The sequence below is a fragment of the Bradyrhizobium sp. HKCCYLS3013 genome (assembly GCF_051167615.1).
Taxonomy (GTDB): Bacteria; Pseudomonadota; Alphaproteobacteria; order Rhizobiales; family Xanthobacteraceae; genus Bradyrhizobium.
This window is the reverse complement of record NZ_JBNPTK010000005.1, coordinates 290,791-312,319: the sequence shown is the minus strand read 5'-3', so window position 1 is coordinate 312,319 and position 21,529 is coordinate 290,791. Positions and strand designations below refer to the sequence as shown.

The 21,529-nt window shown below is 66.8% G+C and carries 16 protein-coding genes; 7 read left to right on the top strand and 9 right to left on the bottom strand.

Annotated features, from left to right (window positions below; genetic code table 11):
• The first annotated feature begins 145 nt into the window (after positions 1-145).
• From ACQR1F_RS12350 to ACQR1F_RS12335, 4 genes are all read left to right on the top strand, one after another.
• Complete coding sequence (locus ACQR1F_RS12350; RefSeq protein WP_434913112.1) at positions 146-655, top strand: (2Fe-2S)-binding protein; 510 nt, start codon at positions 146-148, stop codon at positions 653-655.
• Positions 652-1,668: an FAD binding domain-containing protein gene (locus ACQR1F_RS12345; RefSeq protein WP_434913111.1), complete on the top strand. Its 1,017-nt coding sequence runs from the start codon at positions 652-654 to the stop codon at positions 1,666-1,668. Before ACQR1F_RS12350 ends, ACQR1F_RS12345 begins: the two co-directional genes overlap by 4 nt.
• A 4-nt stretch (positions 1,669-1,672) precedes the next feature.
• Positions 1,673-3,877, top strand: coding sequence for a xanthine dehydrogenase family protein molybdopterin-binding subunit (locus tag ACQR1F_RS12340; protein WP_434913110.1), 2,205 nt, complete (start codon positions 1,673-1,675; stop codon positions 3,875-3,877).
• Positions 3,878-4,057: 180 nt separating this feature from the next.
• A complete protein-coding gene (locus tag ACQR1F_RS12335) occupies positions 4,058-4,951 on the top strand; it encodes a DUF3313 domain-containing protein (RefSeq protein ID WP_434913109.1) in 894 nt (297 codons plus the stop codon).
• Between the two features lie 117 nt (positions 4,952-5,068).
• Here ACQR1F_RS12335 and ACQR1F_RS12330 read toward each other — a convergent pair whose 3' ends face one another.
• From ACQR1F_RS12330 to ACQR1F_RS12315, 4 genes are all read right to left on the bottom strand, one after another.
• Entirely contained in the window at positions 5,069-6,343 is a 1,275-nt protein-coding gene (locus tag ACQR1F_RS12330) for a DUF2130 domain-containing protein (protein WP_434913108.1), read from the bottom strand.
• 108 nt (positions 6,344-6,451) lie between these two features.
• Complete coding sequence (locus ACQR1F_RS12325; RefSeq protein WP_434913107.1) at positions 6,452-9,529, bottom strand: efflux RND transporter permease subunit; 3,078 nt, start codon at positions 9,527-9,529, stop codon at positions 6,452-6,454.
• The gene (locus ACQR1F_RS12320) at positions 9,526-10,602 is read right to left on the bottom strand and encodes an efflux RND transporter periplasmic adaptor subunit (protein WP_434863842.1); all 1,077 of its coding nucleotides are present in this window, start codon (positions 10,600-10,602) and stop codon (positions 9,526-9,528) included. Before ACQR1F_RS12320 ends, ACQR1F_RS12325 begins: the two co-directional genes overlap by 4 nt.
• A complete protein-coding gene (locus ACQR1F_RS12315) occupies positions 10,599-11,720 on the bottom strand; it encodes an efflux RND transporter periplasmic adaptor subunit (RefSeq protein ID WP_316217588.1) in 1,122 nt (373 codons plus the stop codon). The genes ACQR1F_RS12320 and ACQR1F_RS12315 overlap by 4 nt, the downstream gene beginning before the upstream one ends.
• A 311-nt stretch (positions 11,721-12,031) precedes the next feature.
• On the opposite strand from ACQR1F_RS12315, the gene ACQR1F_RS12310 reads away from it, so the two are divergent.
• Entirely contained in the window at positions 12,032-12,670 is a 639-nt protein-coding gene (locus tag ACQR1F_RS12310) for a TetR/AcrR family transcriptional regulator (RefSeq protein WP_315804396.1), read from the top strand.
• A 226-nt stretch (positions 12,671-12,896) separates the two neighbouring features.
• Here the strand turns inward: ACQR1F_RS12310 and ACQR1F_RS12305 are convergent, their stop codons facing one another.
• Positions 12,897-13,196: a hypothetical protein gene (locus tag ACQR1F_RS12305; RefSeq protein ID WP_315804397.1), complete on the bottom strand. Its 300-nt coding sequence runs from the start codon at positions 13,194-13,196 to the stop codon at positions 12,897-12,899.
• A 423-nt stretch (positions 13,197-13,619) separates the two neighbouring features.
• Positions 13,620-14,804 carry a urate hydroxylase PuuD gene (locus tag ACQR1F_RS12300; protein WP_434913106.1) on the bottom strand — a complete coding sequence of 395 codons (1,185 nt, stop codon included), beginning with the start codon at positions 14,802-14,804 and terminating at the stop codon, positions 13,620-13,622.
• Positions 14,805-15,003: 199 nt separating this feature from the next.
• On the opposite strand from ACQR1F_RS12300, the gene ACQR1F_RS12295 reads away from it, so the two are divergent.
• Entirely contained in the window at positions 15,004-15,306 is a 303-nt protein-coding gene (locus tag ACQR1F_RS12295; protein ID WP_434913105.1) for a hypothetical protein, read from the top strand.
• Positions 15,307-15,329: 23 nt separating this feature from the next.
• Here ACQR1F_RS12295 and ACQR1F_RS12290 read toward each other — a convergent pair whose 3' ends face one another.
• A complete protein-coding gene (locus tag ACQR1F_RS12290; protein ID WP_434913104.1) occupies positions 15,330-18,044 on the bottom strand; it encodes a molybdopterin-dependent oxidoreductase in 2,715 nt (904 codons plus the stop codon).
• Positions 18,041-18,865, bottom strand: a complete 825-nt coding sequence (locus tag ACQR1F_RS12285) for an FAD binding domain-containing protein (protein WP_434913103.1) — start codon at positions 18,863-18,865, stop codon at positions 18,041-18,043. The genes ACQR1F_RS12290 and ACQR1F_RS12285 overlap by 4 nt, the downstream gene beginning before the upstream one ends.
• A gap of 140 nt (positions 18,866-19,005) precedes the next feature.
• On the opposite strand from ACQR1F_RS12285, the gene ACQR1F_RS12280 reads away from it, so the two are divergent.
• Positions 19,006-20,352, top strand: coding sequence for an 8-oxoguanine deaminase (locus ACQR1F_RS12280; RefSeq protein ID WP_434913102.1), 1,347 nt, complete (start codon positions 19,006-19,008; stop codon positions 20,350-20,352).
• A gap of 76 nt (positions 20,353-20,428) precedes the next feature.
• Here the strand turns inward: ACQR1F_RS12280 and ACQR1F_RS12275 are convergent, their stop codons facing one another.
• Positions 20,429-21,508 (bottom strand): BMP family ABC transporter substrate-binding protein, encoded by a 1,080-nt coding sequence (locus ACQR1F_RS12275; RefSeq protein ID WP_315717790.1) that lies wholly within the window; start codon positions 21,506-21,508, stop codon positions 20,429-20,431.
• Positions 21,509-21,529: the final 21 nt, after the last annotated feature.

The window sequence follows — 21,529 nt, the reverse complement described above, 5'->3', positions numbered from 1 at the left end:
ACGGCGACGCGACCGACCAGGCGGTTGCACCGTCCGCCCTTTGCACGTGCTGGCCTGGGCAAGTCCCGCTGGCCGCTGCTGAAAAATTGTTGCGAACCATTGGCGCCATCGCGGGTTGATGCGGGTCCGTCAATGGAGACCCCGCATGAGCGCGTCGCGCGAGAATGCCTTACCCCTTTCCAGGCCTGCGCCTCTGTCCGTCACGCTTCAGATCAACGGCGAATTGCGTACTTTGCCGGTGGCGCCCTGGACCACGCTGCTCGATCTCCTGCGCAACCATCTCGATCTCACCGGCACCAAGAAGGGCTGTGATCACGGCCAGTGCGGCGCCTGCACCGTGCTGATCGACGGCCGCCGCGAGCTCTCCTGCCTGACGCTCGCGGTCATGAAGGACGGCGCCGAGATCACGACCATCGAGGGACTCGCCAAGGGCGATGAGCTGCACCCGCTGCAGCAGGCCTTCATCGATCACGACGCCTTCCAATGCGGCTATTGCACGCCGGGCCAGATCTGCTCGGCGGCCGGCCTGATCGCCGAGGGCAGGGCGAAGACGAAGGAGGAGATCCGCGAGCTGATGAGCGGCAACATCTGCCGTTGCGGCGCCTATCCGAACATCGTCGGCGCCATCGAACAGGCGATGGGAGGAGGACGATGAACAATTTCGACTATGCCCGCGCGAGCGATGTCGCCGAGGCCGTCAAGCTCAAGGCGGCGGTACCGGAAGCCAGGTTCATCGCCGGCGGCACCAACCTGATCGACCTGATGAAGTATCACGTCGAGCAGCCGCGTCAGCTGATCGACATCAGCCGCCTGCCGTTGACGAAGGTGGAGGAGACGAGCGCCGGCGGCGTCAGGATCGGCGCGCTGGTGCCGAACAGCACGCTGGCCTATCACCCGGTCATCGAGAGCCGCTATCCGCTGCTGGCGAGCGCGATCCTCGCCGGCGCCTCGGCACAGCTCCGCAACATGGCCTCGACCGGCGGCAACCTGCTGCAGCGGACACGTTGCGCCTATTTCTACGATGTCGCCACGCCCTGCAACAAGCGCACACCCGGCGCCGGCTGCTCGGCCATCGATGGCCTCCACCGAGGCCACGCCATCCTCGGCACCAGCGCCGACTGCATCGCGACCCATCCCTCCGACATGTGCGTCGCGCTGGCCGCGCTCGGCGCCACGGTGCATGTTACCGGGGCCTCGGGCGAGCGCCTCATCGCCTTCGCCGATTTCCACCGGCTGCCCGGCGACCGGCCGGATCTCGACAACACGCTGCGTGCCGACGAGATCATCACCGCGATCGAGTTGCCGCCGCAAGGCTTCGCGTCGCACCACAGCTATCTGAAGATCCGCGACCGGCTGTCCTATGCCTTCGTACTGGTCTCGGTCGCCGCTGCGCTCGATCTCGACGGCAGCCAGATCCGCGAAGCACGATTGGCGCTCGGTGGCGTCGCCCACAAGCCGTGGCGCAACCAGGCTGCCGAGGACACGCTGCGCGGGCAGGCGCCGGATCCCCAGGCGTTCGGCCGTGCCGCGGACATCCTGCTCAAGGAAGCCAAAAGCTCCGGGCACAATGCGTTCAAGATCCCGCTCGCGCGTCGCGCGATCGTCCGCACGCTGACCCAGGCCGCGAACGCAACCCCGCAGATCCAAGCCATCAAGACCATCCGGTGACGTCATGACAGCTCACATCGGCACTGCCACCTCCCGCGTCGACGGCCGCGCCAAGGTCACCGGTGCCGCCAAATATGCCGCCGAGTTCACCGCGCCCGATCTCGCCTTCGGCGTCGTGGTCAGTTCCACCATTCCGCGGGGGCGGATCGTGCGCATCGATACCAGCCGCGCGCTGGCGGTCGACGGCGTCATCGACGTGCTGACTCACGCCAACCGGGTCAGGATGGCGGACAAGGATGACGACTATCGCGACGAGGTCGCGCCGGAGGACGGCTCGCCCTATCGCCCGCTCTACGATGACAGAGTGCATTTCAACTACCAGCCGGTCGCGCTGGTCGTGGCCGAGGACGAGGACACCGCACGCTTCGCCGCAACGCTGGTCGAGATCGACTATGAGGTCGAGAGCTTCGCGACGGATCTGCATGCGCTGCGCGAGCAGGCGTTCAAGGTCGACAAGCCGGTCAAGCCACGCGGCGACGCGACAAGGGCGCTCGCCGGCGCAGCCGTGCGTCACGACGCGGACTATGGCGTGCCGATCGAATATCACAACCCGATGGAGCTCTACGCGTCGACGGTGCTCTGGCGTGAGGGCGGCAAGCTCGTGGTCTACGACAAGACCCAGGGCGTTCAGAACGTGCAGCGCTATGTCTGCAGCGTTTTCCGATTGAAGGAGGACGACGTCCAGGTGATGTCGCCATTCGTCGGCGGCGCGTTCGGCTCCGGCCTGCGGCCGCAATACCAGGTGGTGCTCGCCGCCATGGCGGCGCTGAAGCTGAAGCGCGCGGTGCGCGTCGTGCTCAGCCGTGCCCAGATGTATGGCTTGTGCTATCGTCCGGCGACGATCGAGCGGCTGGCGCTCGGTGCCCGTGAGGACGGCACGCTGGCGGCGCTGACGCACGAGGCCATTGCAATGACCTCGCAGCACGAGGCGTTCTCGCGCAACGACATCGGCTGGGGCGAGGTGCTGTACACCTCCGCCAATTCCCGCGCGACGCATCGGCTCGCCAGGCTCGATGTGCCGACGCCCGGCGACATGCGCGCGCCCGGCGCCACCAGTGGCGTCTACGGTCTCGAATGCGCGATGGACGAGCTCGCAGTCGCGCTCAAGATGGATCCGCTCGAATTGCGCCTGCGCTGCTATTCCGATCGGGATCAGGACAAGGATCTGCCGTTCTCCAGCAAGCGGCTGAAGGAGTGCTATCAGCAGGGCGCTGAGGCGTTCGGCTGGTCGAAGCGCAATCTGGAGCCGCGATCGATGCGTGACGGCCGAGAACTCGTCGGCTGGGGCATGGCGAGTGGCGCCTGGGAGGCCTTGCAGATGCCGTTCGCAACGCGGATCGTGATGACGGCAAACGGTCACGTCGAGGTGTCGAGCGCGACCTCCGACATCGGCACCGGCACCTACACGATCATGGCGCAGGTCGCCGCCGACATGCTCGGCGTTCCCCTCGACAGCATCAATGTGAAGCTGGGCGACTCCACGCTGCCGAAGGCGCCGGTGGAGGGAGGTTCGTGGACCGCAGCCTCGATCTCGCATGCGATCGTCAACGCCGCCGATGATATCCGGTCGGAGCTTTTGAAGATCGCGCACACCATCCCGGGCTCGCCGTTGCAGGGGCTTGGGGCTGACGAGGTGACGCTCGCGGATGGCGCGATCGTTGCCATCGCAGATCGTAGTCGTTCGGTGCCGATGGCCGAGGTCATGCGCCATGGCGGCATGGACCGGATCGAAAAGGAGCGCGGCTCGGAGTTCGAGGACGACGACAAGCACGCGCACAACACGCATTCGGCCGTTTTCGCCGAGGTGAAGGTCGACGAGGAGCTCGGCGTCGTCAGGGTGACGCGAATCGTCAATGCTGTCGCCGCCGGGCGCATCCTCAACACCAAGACGGCTTCGAGCCAGATCATGGGCGGGGTCGTCATGGGGATCGGCATGGCGTTGCACGAGGAAGCCCAGATCGACCAGCGGTTCGGGCGCATCATGAACGCCAACATCGCCGAGTATCACATGCCGGTGAATGCCGATGTTCACGACATCAAGGTGATCTTCGTCGACGAGGAGGATCGCATCATCAACAAGATGGGCATCAAGGGTGTCGGTGAGATCGGCATCGTCGGTGTCGCCGCGGCGATCGCCAACGCGGTCTATCACGCCACCGGCAAACGTATTCGGGATTTGCCGATCACATTGGACAAGGTCGTGGGGTGAGCCGTCTTCGCTCCGCCACAAATGGCGCCAGAGCGACCGCGCTCGCCGCACTCTCTCCCTGGTTCGTGCCGCTTCGAAACATCTCTCCATGCTTCCGCCCCACGCTGTCCGAAATCTCGGAGGAGAAGGATGCGCTCGCCCGCGAGAGGGCGATCATCGTAGGCGTGAGGCGGGAGAAGCATGGTCGAGATCGACGTCGCGGCTTTCGTGCGATCATGCACCCCGGCCACCATCCGCCTGACGATGCTGTGCGCGACCCTGGGCCTGTCGGGCTGCGCCACTGCGCAGATGACGCAGAGCGGCGCACTCGCATCCTATCAGTCGCTGGCGGAATCGAACGGCCTGCTCGCCAAGTCGCAGCTCAACGTCGACAAGGACAATGTGCTCGCGGCCCAGACCGTGCGTATCATGCCGACATCCTTCTCGGGCCAGGCCGGCGCGGTGCTGACGGACGAGCAGCGGCAGCTCGTCGCCAATGTCGTCGACCGTGCGCTGTGTCTCAATTTGAGCGAACGCTTCGCGGTCGTGGCGTCCAATCAGAGGGCCGATCTGACGACGCGCACCTTCATTACCCAGGCGACGCCGACCGATCCGGTCGCCGCCGGTGCGTCCAAGGTGGTGTCGGCCGTGCCGGGCGCGCTCGGCGTTCCCGTTCCGGTGCCGCGGCTGCCGATCGGGCTCGGCAGTCTCACGATCGAGGCCGAAGCGCTCGACCGCAAGGGCCGGCAGCAGGCCGCCATGGTGTGGGCGCGCGGCGCCAACTCGTTCACCAACTCGCCGGTGCTGTCGCAGGCCGGCGATGCCTACGATCTGGCGGGCTCATTCAGCGCCGATTTCGGCCAGATGCTCGTGACCGGCGAGACCCCGTTCGGCAAGCCACCGAAGCTGCCGTCGATCGAACGCATCGGCGCGGCGCTCGGCGGCAAGCCCAAGAACGCGGCGTGTGAGGCGTTCGGCAGGGATCCCGGGCTCATCGGCATGGTCGCCAACCGCCTGGGCGCACCGCCGGAATGGGTCGACAAGGGGGCTGTCCCGAACGAGCCCCAGGCGAGCACGCAGATGGCGAAGCAGTAGCAGCCATCTGCGTCCGCATTCCGTGGCGAAGCAAGACGCGGCCCGATGCGGCCGCATCGGAAAAGCGTCGACGCGATGTGATGCCGGCACACCTCGGATCGGCGCGACCGGAGCGCGCTACTCCGCCGCCTCGCTGTTGCCCTCGATCAGCAGCACGTCGAGGCTCTCGATTTCCTGCATCGCGCGGCCGGCGATACCCTGCAGGTCGCCGTAGAGGCCCGCCGTCGAATCCAGCACGCCGCGCAGTTGCTCCTCGCGCTTGGCCCAAAGACGCATCATCGTCTTGCGCTCGCGATCGAGATCCGACTGCATCTCGGTGAAGCGCTCGACGATGGCGTCGATGCGGTGACGGAAGCGCGGCCCGGTGAGATAGGCGTAGACCATCTCCATCTTGGTCTGCTGGCCCTCCTGCGCGAGCTTGCTGCAGGCGACGTCGATCAGCGACTGGCGCAGCGCCTGCGACAGCGGCAGCGCGAAGCGCGGCTCGGCGACCCAGACGCCGTCGATCAGGTCGAAGCCGTCGACGCCCTTGGGCAGCGCGGTGGAGACGATCAGCGCGACGTCCGCCTTCGCCGCGCGAAGGTCGTCGCGCAGCTTCACCAGCCAGCCGTCGCTCCAGTTCTTGGTGCGCTTGGATTCCCACAGGATTGCGCCGCAGGCCTGGCCACCGGGCCCGACCACGCGATGGATCACGTCGCCGCCGAACTCGCCCTTTGGCACCGGCTCGACGAGGTCGCGGGGAAAGCGCGCGCGCAGCTGTGATTCCAGCTCGATCTCCAGTGCCTCGCCCTGCAGCTGCTGCGAGCCCTGCTCGGCCTTGCGGCGAAGCTCCTCGATCTGGCGCTGCATGCCGGCGATCTGGGTCTCCTTCTCGGCGACCTTGGCCTTCAGCGCGTCCTCGGCTTCGAGGCGGGCCTTGTCGCGGACGGCGACGAGGCTTTCCTGCACCTTGGTCTCGATGGTGAGGTCGAGCTCGCGGCGGGCCTCGTCGAGCTCGCGCTGCTTGCGCATCATCTCGGCCTGGGCCTTCTGCGCGTCGGCGAGCTTGGCGTCCTTGCTGACGATGGCTTCGTGCAGCTCGGCGAGCTGGCGGTCGCGATGGCCCATTTCATCGGCCACCGCCCGCCGCGCCTTCTCGGCTTCGGCTTGCGCGATCGCGGCGCGCTCGGCCTTCAGCTTGGCGGCGACCTGCTGGTCGATCGCGGCCTTGGCCTGCGCGATCTGCTCCTGGGCGGCCTTGAGCTGCGCCTCGCGGCGGCCGAAATCGGCTTCCTTGGCCTGGAGCTGCTTCTCGTACTGCCGGCGCGTCTCCGCGATCAGGGGCGCTGCGAGCTGCTCGGTCAGCTTGATCTCGGTGCGGCAGGAGGGGCAGACGATCTGAGGATCGGTCATGATTCGCTTCCTTCCATGAAGGCCGAACCTAACCGGCCGCCGCGTGGCGTTTAACCCACGCGGACGGCTTATCCCACGCAATTATCCGCGATTCCGGCAAGCCTCGCGTCAGGCCCCCTGCGCAGCCGGCTCGGCCGAATCGCTCGCCTCCGGCGTCTTGATCCGGAACCAGGCGACGTAGAGCGCCGGCAGGAACAGCAGGGTCAGCACGGTGCCGACGATGATGCCGCCCATCATCGCATAGGCCATCGGACCCCAGAACACTTCGCGCGCGATCGGGATCAGCGCCAGCGAGGCCGCGGCCGCCGTCAGCATGATCGGCCGCATGCGGTGCTCGGTCGCCTCCATCACGGCCTCCCACGGCGGCCGTCCTTCCTCGCGCAGATGCTCGATCTGCACGATCAGGATCACCGAGTTTCTGATCAGGATGCCGATCAGCGCGAGCACGCCGAGGATGGCGACGAAGCCCAGCGGCGCGCCGCTTGGCAGCAGCGCCGCGACGACGCCGATCAAAGCCAGCGGCGCCACCGCGAACACCAGGAACAGCCGCTGGAAGCTCTGCAGTTGCAGCATCAGGATGGTGGCCATGGTGAACAGCATGATCGGCACGACCGCGATGATCGGTGCCTGGCTCTTGGCGCTCTCCTCGACGCTGCCGCCGGTCACGACCATGTAGCCGGCCGGAAGCTTGGCGTTGAAGGCCGTGATCGCCGGCTTGAGCTGATCGACCACCGTGTTCGGCTGCACCTGATCGATCACGCTGGCCTTCAGGGTCAGCGTCGGCTGCCGCGAGCGGCGCCAGATCTCCGGCTGCTCGATCTGGTAGCGCAGGGTCGCGAGCGCCGCGAGCGGGATCGACTGGCCGTTGGATCCTGAGAGCTGCAAGTCGCGCAAGGTCTCCAGCGACTGCCGCTCCTTGGCCTGGGCGCGGCCGCGGACATCGATCAGGTAGATGTCGTCGCGTACCTGCGTGATCGACGTGCCGTCGAGCACACCGTTCAGCGCGTTGGCGATGTCGGACGAGGTGACGCCGAGCTGGCGCGCCTTGTCCTGCAGCACGTCGACCTTCACGACCCGCGCCGGCTCCATCCAGTCGAAGATGACCGCTCCGAGATGGCTGTTGCCGCGCAGGACGCCGGCCAATTCCTGTGCGATCTCGCGCACCTTGGCGACATCTGGCCCGCTGACGCGATACTGCACCGGGCGGCCGACCGGCGGGCCGATGTCGAGCAGATGCACATAGGCGTCGGTGCCGGGGAACGTCTTGGTCAGATAGGCCTGCAGCTTGGCGCGGGCGCGGTCGCGCGCCTCGAGGCTCTTGGTGACGATGATGATCTGGCCGAACGAGACATCAGCGGGCTGCACGTCGAACGACAGCACGAAGCGCTGCGCGCCCGAGCCGACATAGGTCGACCAGTGGTCGATGTCAGGATCGCCCTTCAGCGCCTCCTGCTCGAACTGCGCCATCTGCGCATTGGTCTCGGCGATCGAGGAATTCTGCGGCAGGTTGAAGTCGATCACCAGCTCGTTGCGGTCGGAGGAGGGGAAGAACTGCTGCTGCACGAAGCGCATGCCGAACACCGACAGTCCGAAGATCAGGACCGTGGCGACGATCGTGATCCAGCGGTTGCGCATGCAGGCATTGAGCATGACGCGAAAGATCCGCGTCAGCCGGCCGCCCTCGGCGTGGTGACTCGGCAAGGTCGCGGGCAGGATGGTGACGCCGAGAAGCGGCGCGAACAGCACGGCCACGATCCAGGACACGACCAGCGACACCGCGATGACCACGAACAGCGTGAAGGTGAACTCACCGGCGGCGCTGTTGTTGAGGCCGATCGGGATGAAGCCGGCGACCGTGACCAGCGTGCCCGTCAGCATCGGGAACGCCGTCGAGGTGTAGACGTAGGTCGCGGCCTTGCGCAAGGAGTCGCCGACCTCGAGCCGCGCCACCATCATCTCGACCGCGATCATGGCGTCGTCGACCAGCAGGCCGAGCGCGATGATCAGCGCGCCGAGCGAGATGCGCTGCAGGGATATGCCGGTGTAGGCCATGAACAGGAAGGTAATCGCGAGCACCAGCGGAATCGAGATCGCGACCACGAGGCCGGCGCGGACGCCGAGGCTGACGAAGCTGATCGCGAGCACGATGATGACGGCCTCGTACAGCGCCTTGGTGAAGCCGCCGACGGCTTCCTCGACGATCTTGGGCTGGTCCGAGACGAGATGCACGCCGACGCCAACGGGCAGGTCGGCCACGACCTTGGTCATCTCCGCCTTCAGCGCCTCGCCGAAATCGAGCAGGTTGGCGCCGGCCTTCATGCCGATGGCAAGCCCGATCGCCGGCTGGCCGTTGAAGCGGAACAGCGAGGTCGGCGGATCCTCATAGCCGCGAGTGATGGTGGCGACGTCGGTGAGCGGGAAGAAGCGGTCGTTGATGCGCAGGTTGATCGCCTTGAGGCTCTCCTCCGAGGTGAACTGGCCGGAGACGCGCACGGCGATGCGCTCGGGGCCGGCCTGCAGCACGCCGGACGGCGACACCGCATTCTGCGCCTGCAGCGCGTTGAGGATGGTGCGCTGGTCGATGCCCAGCGCGGCGACCTTGCGTGGCGAGAATTCGAGATAGATCACCTCGTTCTGCGCGCCGACGATGTCGACGCGGCCGACATTCGGCACGGTCAGCACCTTGGCGCGGACCTCCTCGACGCGGTCGCGCAGCTGGCGCTGGCTGAGGCCGTCGCTGGTGAAGGCGTAGATGTTGCCGAACACGTCACCGAAACGGTCATTGAATCCCGGCCCGACGACGCCGGACGGGAAGTCGCCCCTGATGTCGTTGATCAGGTTGCGCACCTGCAGCCAGGTCGGGACGACATCGCGCGCCTTGGTCGTGTCGCGCAGGTTGACGAACACCGTGGTCTGGCCGGGCACGGTCAGGCTCTTGGTGTAGTCGAGCGCCGGCAGCTCCTCGAGCTTCTTCTCGATGCGGTCGGTGACCTGCCGCGTCATCTCCTCGGCGGAGGCGCCGGGCCATTTGGCCTGGATCAGCATCGTCTTGATGGTGAAGGACGGATCCTCCTCGCGGCCGAGATGCACGTAGGAGAAGAGGCCCGCAGCCATGAAGGCGATCATGAAATACCAGACGAGCGAGCGGTGCTCGAGCGCCCAGTCGGAGAGGTTGAAGGACTTCACGGCTGAGATTCCTGATCGATGCGGACGGACTGGCCATCCTTGAGACTGTGCACGCCGGCGGTGACGACACGCTGCCCGGGTTCGAGGCCGCCGGTGACGCGGATGCTGCCGTCCTCGTTGCGGGCGACCATGATCTCCTGGCGCTTGACCGAGTTGCTGGCGTCATCCACCAGCCAGACGAAGCTCTTGCCGTCCTGCTCCAGGATCGCCGTCGACGGCAATCGGATGACGGTCCGTTGCTCGGTGTTCACGGTCGCGGTGACGGTGGTGCCGAGCCGCATGGTTTCGGGCGGGTTGTCGAGCGTGATGCGGACGCGACGCGTGCGCGTCGTGGCGTCGGCGCGCGGCGCGATCTCGCGGACCTTCGCGGTCGTGCTGATGGTCGGATCGACCTGCAGCCGCACCGTGAACGGCGTACCGACCTGCAGCGCGCCCGCAATGTCGTCGCCGACGTCGATGACCGCCTCGCGAATGTCGGGCCGCGCCACCGTGACCACGCTTTGGCCGGGCGAGACGACCTGTCCGACTTCCGCGCCGACGGCCGTGACGATGCCGGCGAAATCGGCCTTGAGCTGGGCGTAGCCGAGCTGCTCGCGCGCCTTGGCGAGGTTGGATTGCGCCTTGATCACGGAGGCCTGGGCGGCCGCACGCGACTGCTCGGCGCTCTCCAGCGTCGCCTTGGTGGTGGCGTCGGTTTCCAGCAGGGTGCGCTGCCGGCCCTCGGTGCCGGTCGCGTTGGTGAGCTGCGCCTGGCTGCGCGAGACCTCGGCGGCCGAGGCGCGCACGGCGAGTTCGAGCGCGGCGGGATCGATCGCCGCCACGACCTGGTCCTGTTTGACCATGTCGCCGACATAGACGGGCCGCGCGATCAGGCGTCCGAGCACGCGGAAGCTGAGATCGGCCTTGTAGCGCGGCTCGATCGTGCCGGTGACCGTCGAGACGTTGGCCGTCTGCCGTTCGACCTTCATCGACAGCACCGGCCGGACCGGATCGGGAGCGGCGGCCTTCTCGTTGCAGCCGGCGAGCAGAGCGAGCGCGCCGAGCGGAAGAACACAGCGCATCGGCGTCATCACGACCGCTTCTCCTCGTTGAATGTGATCTGTTGGCCGACGCTGAGCAGCTTGCCGCCGTCGGTCACGACGCGGTCTCCCGGTCGCAGTCCGGCCGACACCACGATCGCGCCGGTCTCATAGTCCTCGATCGTGATCGGCTTCAGCGACACCGTCTTGTCGCCGTCATCGACCAGCCAGACTGCCGGCGTCTTGCCGGCGGCGGTCAGCGCGCTCCACGGCAGCACGATGCGCTGCTCCGGCTTGATGAAGCCGGTGGCGCTGACGGCGCTGCCGAGGATCATCTCCGGCGGCGGATTCTCGATCGCGATCTTGACGCGGACGGTGCCCGACTTCGGATCGATGGTCGGCGAGACCTCGCGTACGGTGCCCTTGGCCGTGACCGAGGGATCCGACAGCAGCGCCAGCGCGACCTTGCTGTCGTCGAATTTGAGCGACAGCGCGGCTTCGTAGACGTCGATGACCGCGTCGCGGTCGCCGTCATGCGCGAGCGTGAACACGGACTGCGCGGCCTGGGCGACCTGCCCGACCTCGATGTTGCGCGCGGTGATGGTGCCGTCCGCGTCGGCGCGGAGCTCGGTGTAGGTCAGGGCGTCCTTGGCGGTGTCGCGCTGGGCCTTGGCGGCCTCCAGCGATCCCTCCGCCGTGCGCAGCGTCTCCTGGGCCTGGTCGAAGGTCGCGCGCGTCGTGAAGCCGCTCGTGATCAGCGTCTGCTGGCGGTTGAAATTGGAGGTTGCGACCTTTACCTGCGACTCCGCGGCCGCCACGGCGGCCTCCGCGGAATCGAGATCGGCCTGCTGTTCGGCCGGATCGATCCTGGCGAGCAACTGGCCGGCCTTGACGTGCGCGCCGACCTCCACGAGCCGCTCGGTGACGCGGCCGCTGACCCTGAACGACAGGTCTGCGAGCACCCGCGCCTGCACGTCACCGGTCAGCGTGATCGATTGCCGGCGCTCCGACAGCTTGACCACCTCGGTCCGCACCATCCGGGACGGCGGCGCGGTTGCGGCCGTCTTCTGCTCGCAGCCGGCCAGCAGCAGGCCGACGGCAGCGCAGCCGGCCGCGGCCAGCAGGCGTGAGCCCGGTGCCCGAAGGAAAGAGGATCCTGTGAATGGAGACATGGTCGTATCTTCGGTCCGGTTGGGTGGTGGCGATCATTCCCGTCCTGCCGCGCAAGCACGCAGGGACCGGAAAGCACCTGTTGGTCGTCAGCAGCCCGCAAAACCCGCCCGCCGTTGCAGGCAAGCAGGTTCACGCGAAAGTTGAACACCATCCTCTTGACAGTGCGTGAATTAGACAATCAAATCTAGAATAATTCGTCTAGTAACATTCTCGTGGCGGTTTCGAATTCCCCCTGTGCGGGTTGCCCGGGCGCTCCCGTTGGGACATCGGCCAGCGCTGCCGCCGCGGCGAGCCAAGGCATGACGCGAACGTGCGACGCAAAGCTGCGACCGACCTGAATGCCCCCGTGCGCACGACATCACGTGCGCCGCGCCAGGCGCGTGGCCGTGAGCGCCGCGAGCAGTTGCTCGACGCGACAGCCGCCATCATCGCCGAGTCCGGGATCGGTGCCGTCAGCATGCATGCCGCGGCCCAGCGCGCCGGCGCGTCGATCGGCTCGGTCTATCACTTCTTCCGTGACAAGGATCAGATGCTCGATGCGCTCGCCGAGCGTCACGATGCCGAGCTGCAGCCGGCGTTCGACCGCGTGGTGCAGCGAAGCGATGCGGAATGGGCGGCGATGTCGCCGCCGCAGGTCATCGAGCAGTTGATTGGCTGGGCGATCCGCTACTTCGTTCGCCACCCCGATGCGCTGGCGACGCTCGATCTGCACGACCAGACCATGCACGCCGAGTTCAGGGTCGTCATCGACCGCGTCATGCGCGCCAGGCTCGGCGACGAACTCGGCAGGCAGGCGGCCACGACGCTCGATGCCGTCGTGCTCGGGACACTGCTGTTCACGCGCGAGCAGGATCCGCGTAGCCGCGATGTCGTCGTCGCAGCGCTGCCCGAGATGATGGCTACCTATCTGAGCGCTCTCGAGGCGAAGCGGAAGCGGACGAAGGGATGAGGTACAGCCGGCGTATCGAGGCGATCAGCGCGGCGATTTGAACGGCCACGTGCTGCTCTTCCGATGTGTCGCCACCGAGCACGGCGTCGTCGCGTCCGCAATCGGCTGGTTCGGAAGGATGATCTGGTCGTCGCCGTTCCAGCGGTCGAACTCGTAGCACCATTGCCATTCTCCGATGTGCGGTATCCCTGTTCGTCAGCGCGCGATCGCCAGACGGAGAATCCCCTCATCGCGCGGGTTCGGCCGGCGATGGCGTGTCGACATGATCCATCGTCGTCATCGACAGCGGCTGCGTTTCGTCGACGCGAGCGGAGCGATCGCTGCGATGTGCCAGCCGTCGCTCGCTGCTCCGGTCGCGCCTGATGACGATCCCTTCGACTAGCCGGGCCACGACGCCGACCACGGCAAAGCTCAAAAGCAGCGAGATGCACAGCAGCCCCAGATAGAGCTTCAGTACCGAGCTTGCGAAGCAGGCAAGCGCGATGAGCGCGACAATGGCCAGCCGGCCTTTGACGGAGATCGACATGATGGGGCGTTTCGCTGAGAGCTGATTGTGGGCGCCACTCTAGCGCCATGTTTTCTGCAGCCAAGCCGCGTCCCAACGGGTGGTAAATTTTGCCGCAAGCTCATGACGACAATCGGATGTGCTCCAGCTCAATCGTCGTCGCATGCATCGCAGTTCAACTCCGCGTTGCGAAAATCCGGTTGTCCTTGTGCCGGCTTCACGCAATCGTCGTGGGGAACCGAGCGAGCATCCATTGCCGCGCGCGCGATGAGCGGAGCTGTCAGCCGCACAGCGAAGCGCTTGCGGGCCGCAGCGCAACTAACTGCGCTACCATCGAGACATGGCGGCGCATTGCGCGGACCGCGCTGGCGCGCCCTTGCCCGCCCCACAGACCGCCTCGGGGAGGCAAAGCAGCGGTCGTCATGCCGGCGGCAACTGCGACCGCTATTGCGCACCGGCCCACGCCGCGAGCACGGCGCGCTCCTCGCCGGTGATCTCGGTGATGTTGCCGGGCGGCATGGCGCTCGACCACGCGGCGTTGCGTGCGATCAGCCGCGCGTTGCGCTGGATGTCGTCGGCAGTGTCGAGCCGCACGCCCCTGGGCGCCGTGACGATGCCGTCCCATACGGGCTCGGCGGCGTGGCACATGCTGCAGCGGGAGGTCACGATCTCCTCGACCTGCGCGAAGCGTGGCGACGCGCTCGTGGCCGCCTTGGCGTCGCGAGGGCCCGCTGCGGACAGCAGCAGGATGCCGATCATGCCCGCGGCTGCGACGCCCCACACCCACCATGGCGACGGATGACCCTTGTGACGCTCGTTGAAGAAATGGCGGATCACCGGGCCGAGCGCGAGCACGATGGCGACGATCGCCCAGTTGTAGCGGGTGCCGAACAGGAGCGGATAGTGGTTGCTGATCATCAGCACCACCACCGGCAGGGTCAGATAGTTGTTGTGGACCGAACGCTCCTTGCCGGCCTTGCCGAGCCTGGGGTCCGGCGCTTGGCCTGCGAGCAGCGCGGCGACGATCTTCTTCTGGTTGGGGATGATCACGGCAAACACGTTGGCGACCATGATGGTACCGATGATCGCGCCGATCTGGTTGAAGGCGCCGCGGCCGCTCAGCACATGGGTGAAGGCGTAGGTGAGCGCGACGAGAAAGACGTAGCCGCCGATCGCGAACGGCAGCTCCTGCCGGGCGAGGCCGCTGCGGCAGGCGGCCTCGTAGAGCAGCCACGCCAGCGCCAGCGAGCCGAAGCTGAACAGGCCGGCCTGGAGGGGCGTGAGATCGAGGATCGATTTGTCGACCAGGAACAGGTCGGCGTTGAGATAGTACACCACGATCATCAGCACGAAGCCGGACAGCCAGGTGGTGTAGGCCTCCCATTTGAACCAGGTCAGTTCGCTCGGCATCTGCGCCGGCGCCACCAGATATTTGACGATGTGGTAGAAGCCGCCGCCATGCACCTGCCAGGCCTCGCCCATCACGCCCTTGGGCAGGTTTTCACGCGGCTTCAGGCTCAGGTCCAGCGCGATGAAGTAGAACGAGCTGCCGATCCAGGCGACCGCGGCGATCACGTGCAGCCAGCGGAAGATCAGGCTCAGCCATTCCGATATGATCGAGGCCCACATCGCGCGCTCATCTCCTTCGACAGGGCAAGTCCAGAGCCGAGTGCCTGCGTCTCATCTGTGGCATCGATTGCATCTGATTTCCAGCACGTCGCTGTGGCAGTCGGTGCACAACAGATCAGCTGCCATGCGCGCGTGACGCAGTGGACTCCGGCGGTGCGATTGCGTTCAATGTAGCGGTCTGACAAGCGGGACGGGCGGGATGACGAGACTGGTTCTGATCATGCTGGTGCTGGGCCAGTTCGCTGGTGTGTCTCTGGCGATGGCGCAGACCGCACCCAAGCAGAGCACGGCCAAGCGCGCCGATGCCTGCGCGCCGATCGGACGCACCGAGGACGGCAAGCTGGTCTATGCGATGAAATGCGAGCGCATCCCGAAGCCGGTCGCTCCCGCCGCCCCGCCACAGGCGGCCGCCCAGCCGTCGGAGCCGGCTGCGGAACCGGAGCCCGAGACCCAGCGGAGCGGCCTGTTCGGCTGGTCGTACGATCGCCGACCCAAGCCATAGCGCAGCCGTTTTCCCAGACCGCCTCATTCGCCGAACTTCTCCTGCAACTGCGGAAACAGCCGGTCCGGCTTGAACGGCGCGACCGTGAAGCGAATGCCGGTCGCGGCGCGGATCGCGTTGCCGAGCGCGGCGGCGACCGGATTGTACGGGCTCTCGCTCATCGACTTCGCCCCCAGCGGGCCGATCGTGTCGTGGGTGTCGGCAAACAGCACCTCGGTGCGCGGCACGTCGGCATAGGACGGCAGGTGATAGTCGCGGAAGCGCGGATTGATCACACGGCCGGTGTCGTCGATCACGATCTCCTCGTACAGCGCGGCGCCGAGCGCTTGCGCCACGCCGCCCTCGATCTGGCCGCGGCACTGCATCGGGTTGGCGAGCTGGCCGGCATCCGCGGCCTGGACGCTCTTGAGGATCCTGACCTCTCCGGTCCCCTTGTTCACGGCGACACGAAAACCCTGGACGTTGAATGCGACCGAGCGCGGCGTGCCCAGCGAATTGCCGCTCGCGGTGAGCGGCGATCCGCTGGCCTTGGCGAGTTCGGCGAAAGCGAGACGATGTGTGCCACAGGCGATTGCATCATCGGCGATCACGCAGGCGCACGGAGCGACGTTCCACCTGTCGGAGGCGAACCGCTTGATCGTCTCGGCCAACGCCTCCGCCGCCGCCTGGGTCGCGCGTCCCGCGACGAAGGTGCCGGTCGAGCCATAGGCGCCGGTGTCGTGGCCGCCATGGACGGTGTCGGACTGTCTGAGGCTGATGCGATCGACGGTGGTACCGAGCACGGCCGCGGCGATCTGGCGATGCACCGTGCTGGTGCCATTGCCGAACTCGGCGGTGCCGACGGTGAGCACGAAGCCGCCGTCGTCGCGCAGGCTGATCACGGCGTCGGCGAAATGGCCGTCGGGCGGCACGGTGTCGATCATCGTCAGCGCGATGCCGTCGCCCTTGAGCCATTCGTCCGACAGCTCCGGCGTCGGCGTGGCCTCGGCCATGGCGCGCTCGACCAGATCGAGGCACTGGTCGAGCCCGTAGGAGCCGTACAGCACGTCGCTGTGCCCGGATGCCGGCGGCGACAGCATGGGATCGCCGGGCCTGATGATGTTGCGGCGTCGCATCTCGAACGCGTCGATGCCGAGCTGCCGCGCGAGCTCGTCGATTGCGGCTTCGACCGCGAAGGTGGTTTGCGGCAGGCCGTAGCCGCGATAGGCGCCGGCCGGCACCGTGTTGGTATAGACGGCGATTCCGTCGACCTTCTTGTTCGGACAATTGTACACCGAGATCGACTCGGCGCAGGCATGGAACAGCACGGGCCCGGCGTGATTGCCGTAGGCGCCGGTGTTGGAGAGCACGTCGAGCTGCAGCGCCGTCAGCCTGCCGTCCTTGTCGGCCCCGGCCTTGACGGTGACGCGCATCGGATGCCGCGTCGAGGTGGCGATGAACTGCTCCTCCCGGGTGAATTCGAGCTTCACCGGCCGCCTTGTCTTCAGCGCCGCCAGCACTAGGATATCCTCGACGAACATCTCCTGCTTGCCGCCGAAGCCGCCGCCGACGCGCTCGCAGAACACGCGCACCTTGTCGGGCTTGAGGTCGAAGATCTCGCACAGCGCCCGCTTCGTCAGGAACGGCACCTGTGTGCTGGAACGCAGGGTGAGCACGCCGTCGTCGTCGAGCCAAGCGAGACCGCCATGGGTTTCCAGCGCGGCGTGCTGCACGCGCTGCGTGGTGAAGGTGCGTTCATAGCTCGCGGCGGCCGACGCCAGCGCGGCGGCGACGTCGCCGAACTCGCCGTGGGTCTCGGCGACGATGTTGCGGCCGACGTCGGCGATGCGATGTTCGCTGCCGCGGCCGGCGTGAATGATCGGCGCACCGGGCGTAATCGCGTCAGCGGGATCGACCACGGCTGGCAGGATCTCGTAGTCGACGACGAGGCGCCGGCAGGCCTCTTCGGCCGCGGCCTCGGTCTCGGCGACGACGGCCGCGACCTTCTGGCCGATGAAGCGGACGACGTCGTCGAGCACGCGGGTGTCCGCCGGATCCATCCAGGCCTGCTCATGGCGCGCGGTCGAGAACAGCGTCGCCGGCGCATCCTCGTGCGTCAGCACGGCATGCACGCCAGGTACTGCCAGCGCGGCCCTCTTGTCGATGCCGACGATGCGCGCATGCGCGTGCGGCGAGCGCGCGAGCTTGACGTGCAGCAGGCCGTCGATCGTGGTATCGAAAGTGTAGCGCGCCCGGCCGCGCACCACGTCGGGGCCGGCGGGAGCGGGCAGGCTGCGCCCGAAGGCTTCGCCGGCCGCGACCTGCTCGACATGAACGTGGCCGAGCAGCGCGTCCTCGATGGCGCGATAGCCGGTGCAGCGGCACAGATTGCCCTTCAGCGCCGCGCCGAGATCCTTCTTCTGCGCCTGATTCAGCGAGGCACAGGTGACGATCATGCCGGCGGTGCAGAAGCCGCATTGGAACGCCTGCGCATCGAGGAAGGCCTGCTGCATCGGATGCAGGTCGTCATCGGCGGCGAGACCTTCCACGGTCGTGACCGTCTTGCCGTCGGCGCGAAAGGCGGGGATCAGGCAACTATGCACCGGTTCGCCGTCGAGCAGCACGGTACAGGCACCGCAGTCGCCGGCGTCGCAGCCCTTCTTGACGCCGAAATGGCCGGTGTCGCGCAGAAAGGTCCGCAGGCATTGTCCGGCGCGCGGCGCAGTATCGACTTCCTTGCCATTGACGATCACGCTCATGGCCTGAAGTCCGCGAGCTCGGCGCGAATCTCCTCGGCGAGGCGCAGAGTCATCGCCTTGCGCCAGGAGGGCTTGCCATGAACATCATCATGATACGATGCGTCTGGAATGTTGCCGAGAATGCCGGCGCGCAACGTGGTTGCGTCGGGCATACCGGCAAAGCGCAGTTGCAGCGGCTTGACCGTCGATCCGGTCACGGTGAGCAGCAGGTCGCCGTCGCGGCCCGAGGTGCCAATGAGCAGCGCGCCAGAGCGTCCGACCGGGGTGAGTGCGATCTGGCGGAAGGCGGTGCGGCGCTTGAGCGCGGCCAGTGGAATATCGATCTGGCGCAACAGATCTCCAGGCGAGAGCACGTTGCTGTTGTTGCCGGTGACGAAGTCGGCGACCGCGATGCGCTGCTCGCTGCCGTCTCTCTTCCAGATCGTGCAGACGCCCTCGAGCGCGGCGAGCAGCGAGATCATCGGCCCGGCCGGCAGCGACATGCAGAGATTGCCGCCGATGGTCGCCGTCTTCCAGATCTTGAACGAAGCCAGGAACGCGCGGCAGCATTGATCGATCAGCGGCGCCGCGACCCACTCGGCGGGGCAGGGCAGCGCGTCCAGTGCGGCGACGCTGCAGGTCGCGGCGATGCACAGGCCTTGATCGCTGACGCCGAGAGGCGGCCAGGCGAGGTCGCTGAGATCGATCAGCCGCGACAGGCGCGCCTGCGGTTCGGAGAACAGCCACGTGCCGCCGGCCAGCCAGGCATCGCCTGCCTGCCAGGCGGGCAGTTCGGCCCGCGTTCGCGGGCGCACGACCTCCGTGATGGTGTTCAGATCCATAGTGAAGCCAGCTCGTGGGCGCAGCCTGTCGCGGGTGGAATCCTTGCAAGACCAGCGCCAACTGGCAATAGGATGACGCTGGCCTTCCGCTTGCAAGCTACCGGCACATGCAAGCGCCCAATCACCGAGACGAGGCAGCCATGAGCACGACGCCGATCTGGATCAAGGACCCGCTCGCCATTCTCGCCGAGGGCGCCACGCGCGGTGTCGTCGTCAAGGACGGTCGCATCGTCGAGCTGGTGCCTGCCGGTGCCGAGCCGGCGACTGCGGGCGCGGTGGCCTATGATGCGAGCGCGCATGTCGTCATCCCTGGTCTGATCAACACGCACCATCACTTCTACCAGACGCTGACGCGCGCGCTGCCGGCTGCGATGGACCGCGAGCTGTTCCCCTGGCTCAAGGCGCTCTATCCGATCTGGGCGAAGCTGACGCCGGAGGCGTTGGATGCGGCGGTCACGGTCGCGATGGCCGAACTGATGCTGTCGGGCTGCACGACCACGACCGATCATCACTACGTTTTCCCCGCCGGGCTCGAAGATGCCGTCGGCATCGAGGTCGCGGTGGCGAAGCGGCTCGGCATCCGTGTGCTGCTGACCCGCGGCTCGATGAACCTGTCGGAGCGCGACGGCGGACTGCCACCGGACAGCGTGGTGCAGGACGAGGACACGATCCTCGCCGACAGCGCGCGCGTGGTCACGACCTATCACGAGCGCGGACCCGATGCGATGGTGCAGATCGCGCTGGCGCCGTGCTCGCCGTTCTCGGTGACGGGATCGCTGATGCAGAAGACCGCTGCGCTTGCCGATAAGCTCGACGTGCGGCTGCACACGCATCTCGCCGAGACGGAGGATGAGAACCGCTTCTGCGAGCAGATGTTCGGCTGCCGTCCGCTGGACTATCTCGAGAAGAACGGCTGGCTCGGCCCGCGCACCTGGCTGGCGCACGGCATCTTCTTCAATGCCGAGGAGATGAAGCGGCTCGGCAAGGCCAGGACCACGATCAGCCATTGCGCCTGCTCGAACCAGTTGCTCGCCTCCGGCTGCTGTCCGGTGTGCGAGATGGAGGAGGCGGGCGTCGGCATCGGCCTCGGCGTCGACGGCTCGGCGTCGAACGACGGCTCCAACCTGATGCAGGAGGTTCGTGCCGCGTTCCTGCTGCAGCGGGCGCGCTATGGCGTTGGCCGGATCAGCCACAAGGATGCGCTGCGCTGGGCGACCAAGGGCTCGGCCGCCTGCGTCGGCCGGCCGGAGCTCGGCGAGATCGCGCTGGGCAAGGTCGCCGACCTCGCACTGTTCAAGCTCGACGAGCTGCGCTTCTCGGGCGCAGGCGATCCGATCGCGGCGCTGGTGCTATGCGGCGCGCACCGCGCCGATCGCGTCATGGTCGGCGGGCGTTGGACCGTGGTCGACGGCGCAATTCCGGGACTGGACGTCGGCGGGCTGATCGATCGGCACAGCGCGGCAGCCAGGGCCATGCGGGGAGGGTGAAGCGCGCAGCGTTGGAAAATATTCGCTCGAGAACTCTCCCCGACTTGTGGGGGAGAGTTCTAGCGGTGTGCTGCGTCTACTTGCCCGGCACCTTGTCGTCGACGCCCTTGACGTAGAAGTTCATGCCGAGGATCTGTCCATCGGCGAGATGGTCGCCGCCCTTGCACTCGATCTCCTTGCCATCCTGGCCGAGCACGGGGCACTTGAACGGGTGCAGCTTGCCGGCGGTGATCGCGGCCTGGGTCTCCTCGGCCAGCTTCTTCACGTCGTCAGGCATGTTGGTATAGGGCGCCATCTCGAACATCTTGGAATCGAGGCCGCCCCAGGTGTCCTCCGATTTCCAGGTGCCGTCGAGCTCGGCCTTGACGCGCGCGATGTAGTAGGGGCCCCAGGTGTCGAGGATCGAGGTGAGCTGCGCCTTGGGGCCGAACTTGATCATCTCTGAGTCCTGGCCGAAGGCGAGCTTGCCGCGCTCGGCCGCGATCTGCATGGCGGCCGGGCTGTCGGTGTGCTGCATGATGATGTCGGCGCCCTGGTCGATCAGCGCCTTGGCGGCGTCGGCTTCCTTGCCGGGGTCGAACCAGGTGTTGGCCCAGATGATCTTGACCTTGATGTTCGGATTGACCGTCTGCGCGCCGATGATCGTGGCGTTGATGCCCGAGATCACCTCCGGGATCGGGAACGAGCCGATATAGCCGAGCACGCCGGCCTTCGACATCTTGCCGGCGATGATGCCCTGGATGTAGCGGCCCTGATACCAGCGCGCCGAATAGGTCGACATGTTCTTGTCGCGCTTGTAGCCGGTGGCGTGCTCGAAATGCACGTTGGGATACTTCTTGGCGACCTTCAGGGTCGGATCCATGTAGCCGAACGAGGTCGTGAAGATCAGCTTGTTGCCGGCGCGGACCAACTGCTCGATGGCGCGCTCGGCGTCCGGGCCCTCCGGTACGTTCTCCAGATAGGTCGTCTCGATCTTGTCACCGAGCTCCTTCACCAGCGCCTGGCGCGCGAGCTCGTGCTGATAGGTCCAGCCGAGGTCGCCGATCGGCCCGAGGTAGATGAAGCCGACCTTCAGCTTGTCGGCGGCGTGCGCCACGCCGGCGATGCTTCCCGCCAGCACCAGCGCGGCGGCAGCCCCCAGAAGCCTTTTCATCATCGTCCATGCCTCCAAACAATC

Excerpts from the sequence above, each read along its gene's own strand:
- ACQR1F_RS12350 (WP_434913112.1), top strand. The coding sequence starts at position 146 with ATGAGCGCGTCGCGCGAGAATGCCTTACCCCTTTCCAGGCCTGCGCCT.
- ACQR1F_RS12345 (WP_434913111.1), top strand. The coding sequence starts at position 652 with ATGAACAATTTCGACTATGCCCGCGCGAGCGATGTCGCCGAGGCCGTC.
- ACQR1F_RS12340 (WP_434913110.1), top strand. The coding sequence starts at position 1,673 with ATGACAGCTCACATCGGCACTGCCACCTCCCGCGTCGACGGCCGCGCC.
- ACQR1F_RS12335 (WP_434913109.1), top strand. The coding sequence starts at position 4,058 with ATGGTCGAGATCGACGTCGCGGCTTTCGTGCGATCATGCACCCCGGCC.
- ACQR1F_RS12330 (WP_434913108.1), bottom strand. The coding sequence starts at position 6,343 with ATGACCGATCCTCAGATCGTCTGCCCCTCCTGCCGCACCGAGATCAAG.
- ACQR1F_RS12315 (WP_316217588.1), bottom strand. The coding sequence starts at position 11,720 with ATGTCTCCATTCACAGGATCCTCTTTCCTTCGGGCACCGGGCTCACGC.
- ACQR1F_RS12305 (WP_315804397.1), bottom strand. The coding sequence starts at position 13,196 with ATGTCGATCTCCGTCAAAGGCCGGCTGGCCATTGTCGCGCTCATCGCG.
- ACQR1F_RS12300 (WP_434913106.1), bottom strand. The coding sequence starts at position 14,804 with ATGTGGGCCTCGATCATATCGGAATGGCTGAGCCTGATCTTCCGCTGG.
- ACQR1F_RS12295 (WP_434913105.1), top strand. The coding sequence starts at position 15,004 with ATGACGAGACTGGTTCTGATCATGCTGGTGCTGGGCCAGTTCGCTGGT.
- ACQR1F_RS12290 (WP_434913104.1), bottom strand. The coding sequence starts at position 18,044 with ATGAGCGTGATCGTCAATGGCAAGGAAGTCGATACTGCGCCGCGCGCC.
- ACQR1F_RS12285 (WP_434913103.1), bottom strand. The coding sequence starts at position 18,865 with ATGGATCTGAACACCATCACGGAGGTCGTGCGCCCGCGAACGCGGGCC.
- ACQR1F_RS12280 (WP_434913102.1), top strand. The coding sequence starts at position 19,006 with ATGAGCACGACGCCGATCTGGATCAAGGACCCGCTCGCCATTCTCGCC.
- ACQR1F_RS12275 (WP_315717790.1), bottom strand. The coding sequence starts at position 21,508 with ATGATGAAAAGGCTTCTGGGGGCTGCCGCCGCGCTGGTGCTGGCGGGA.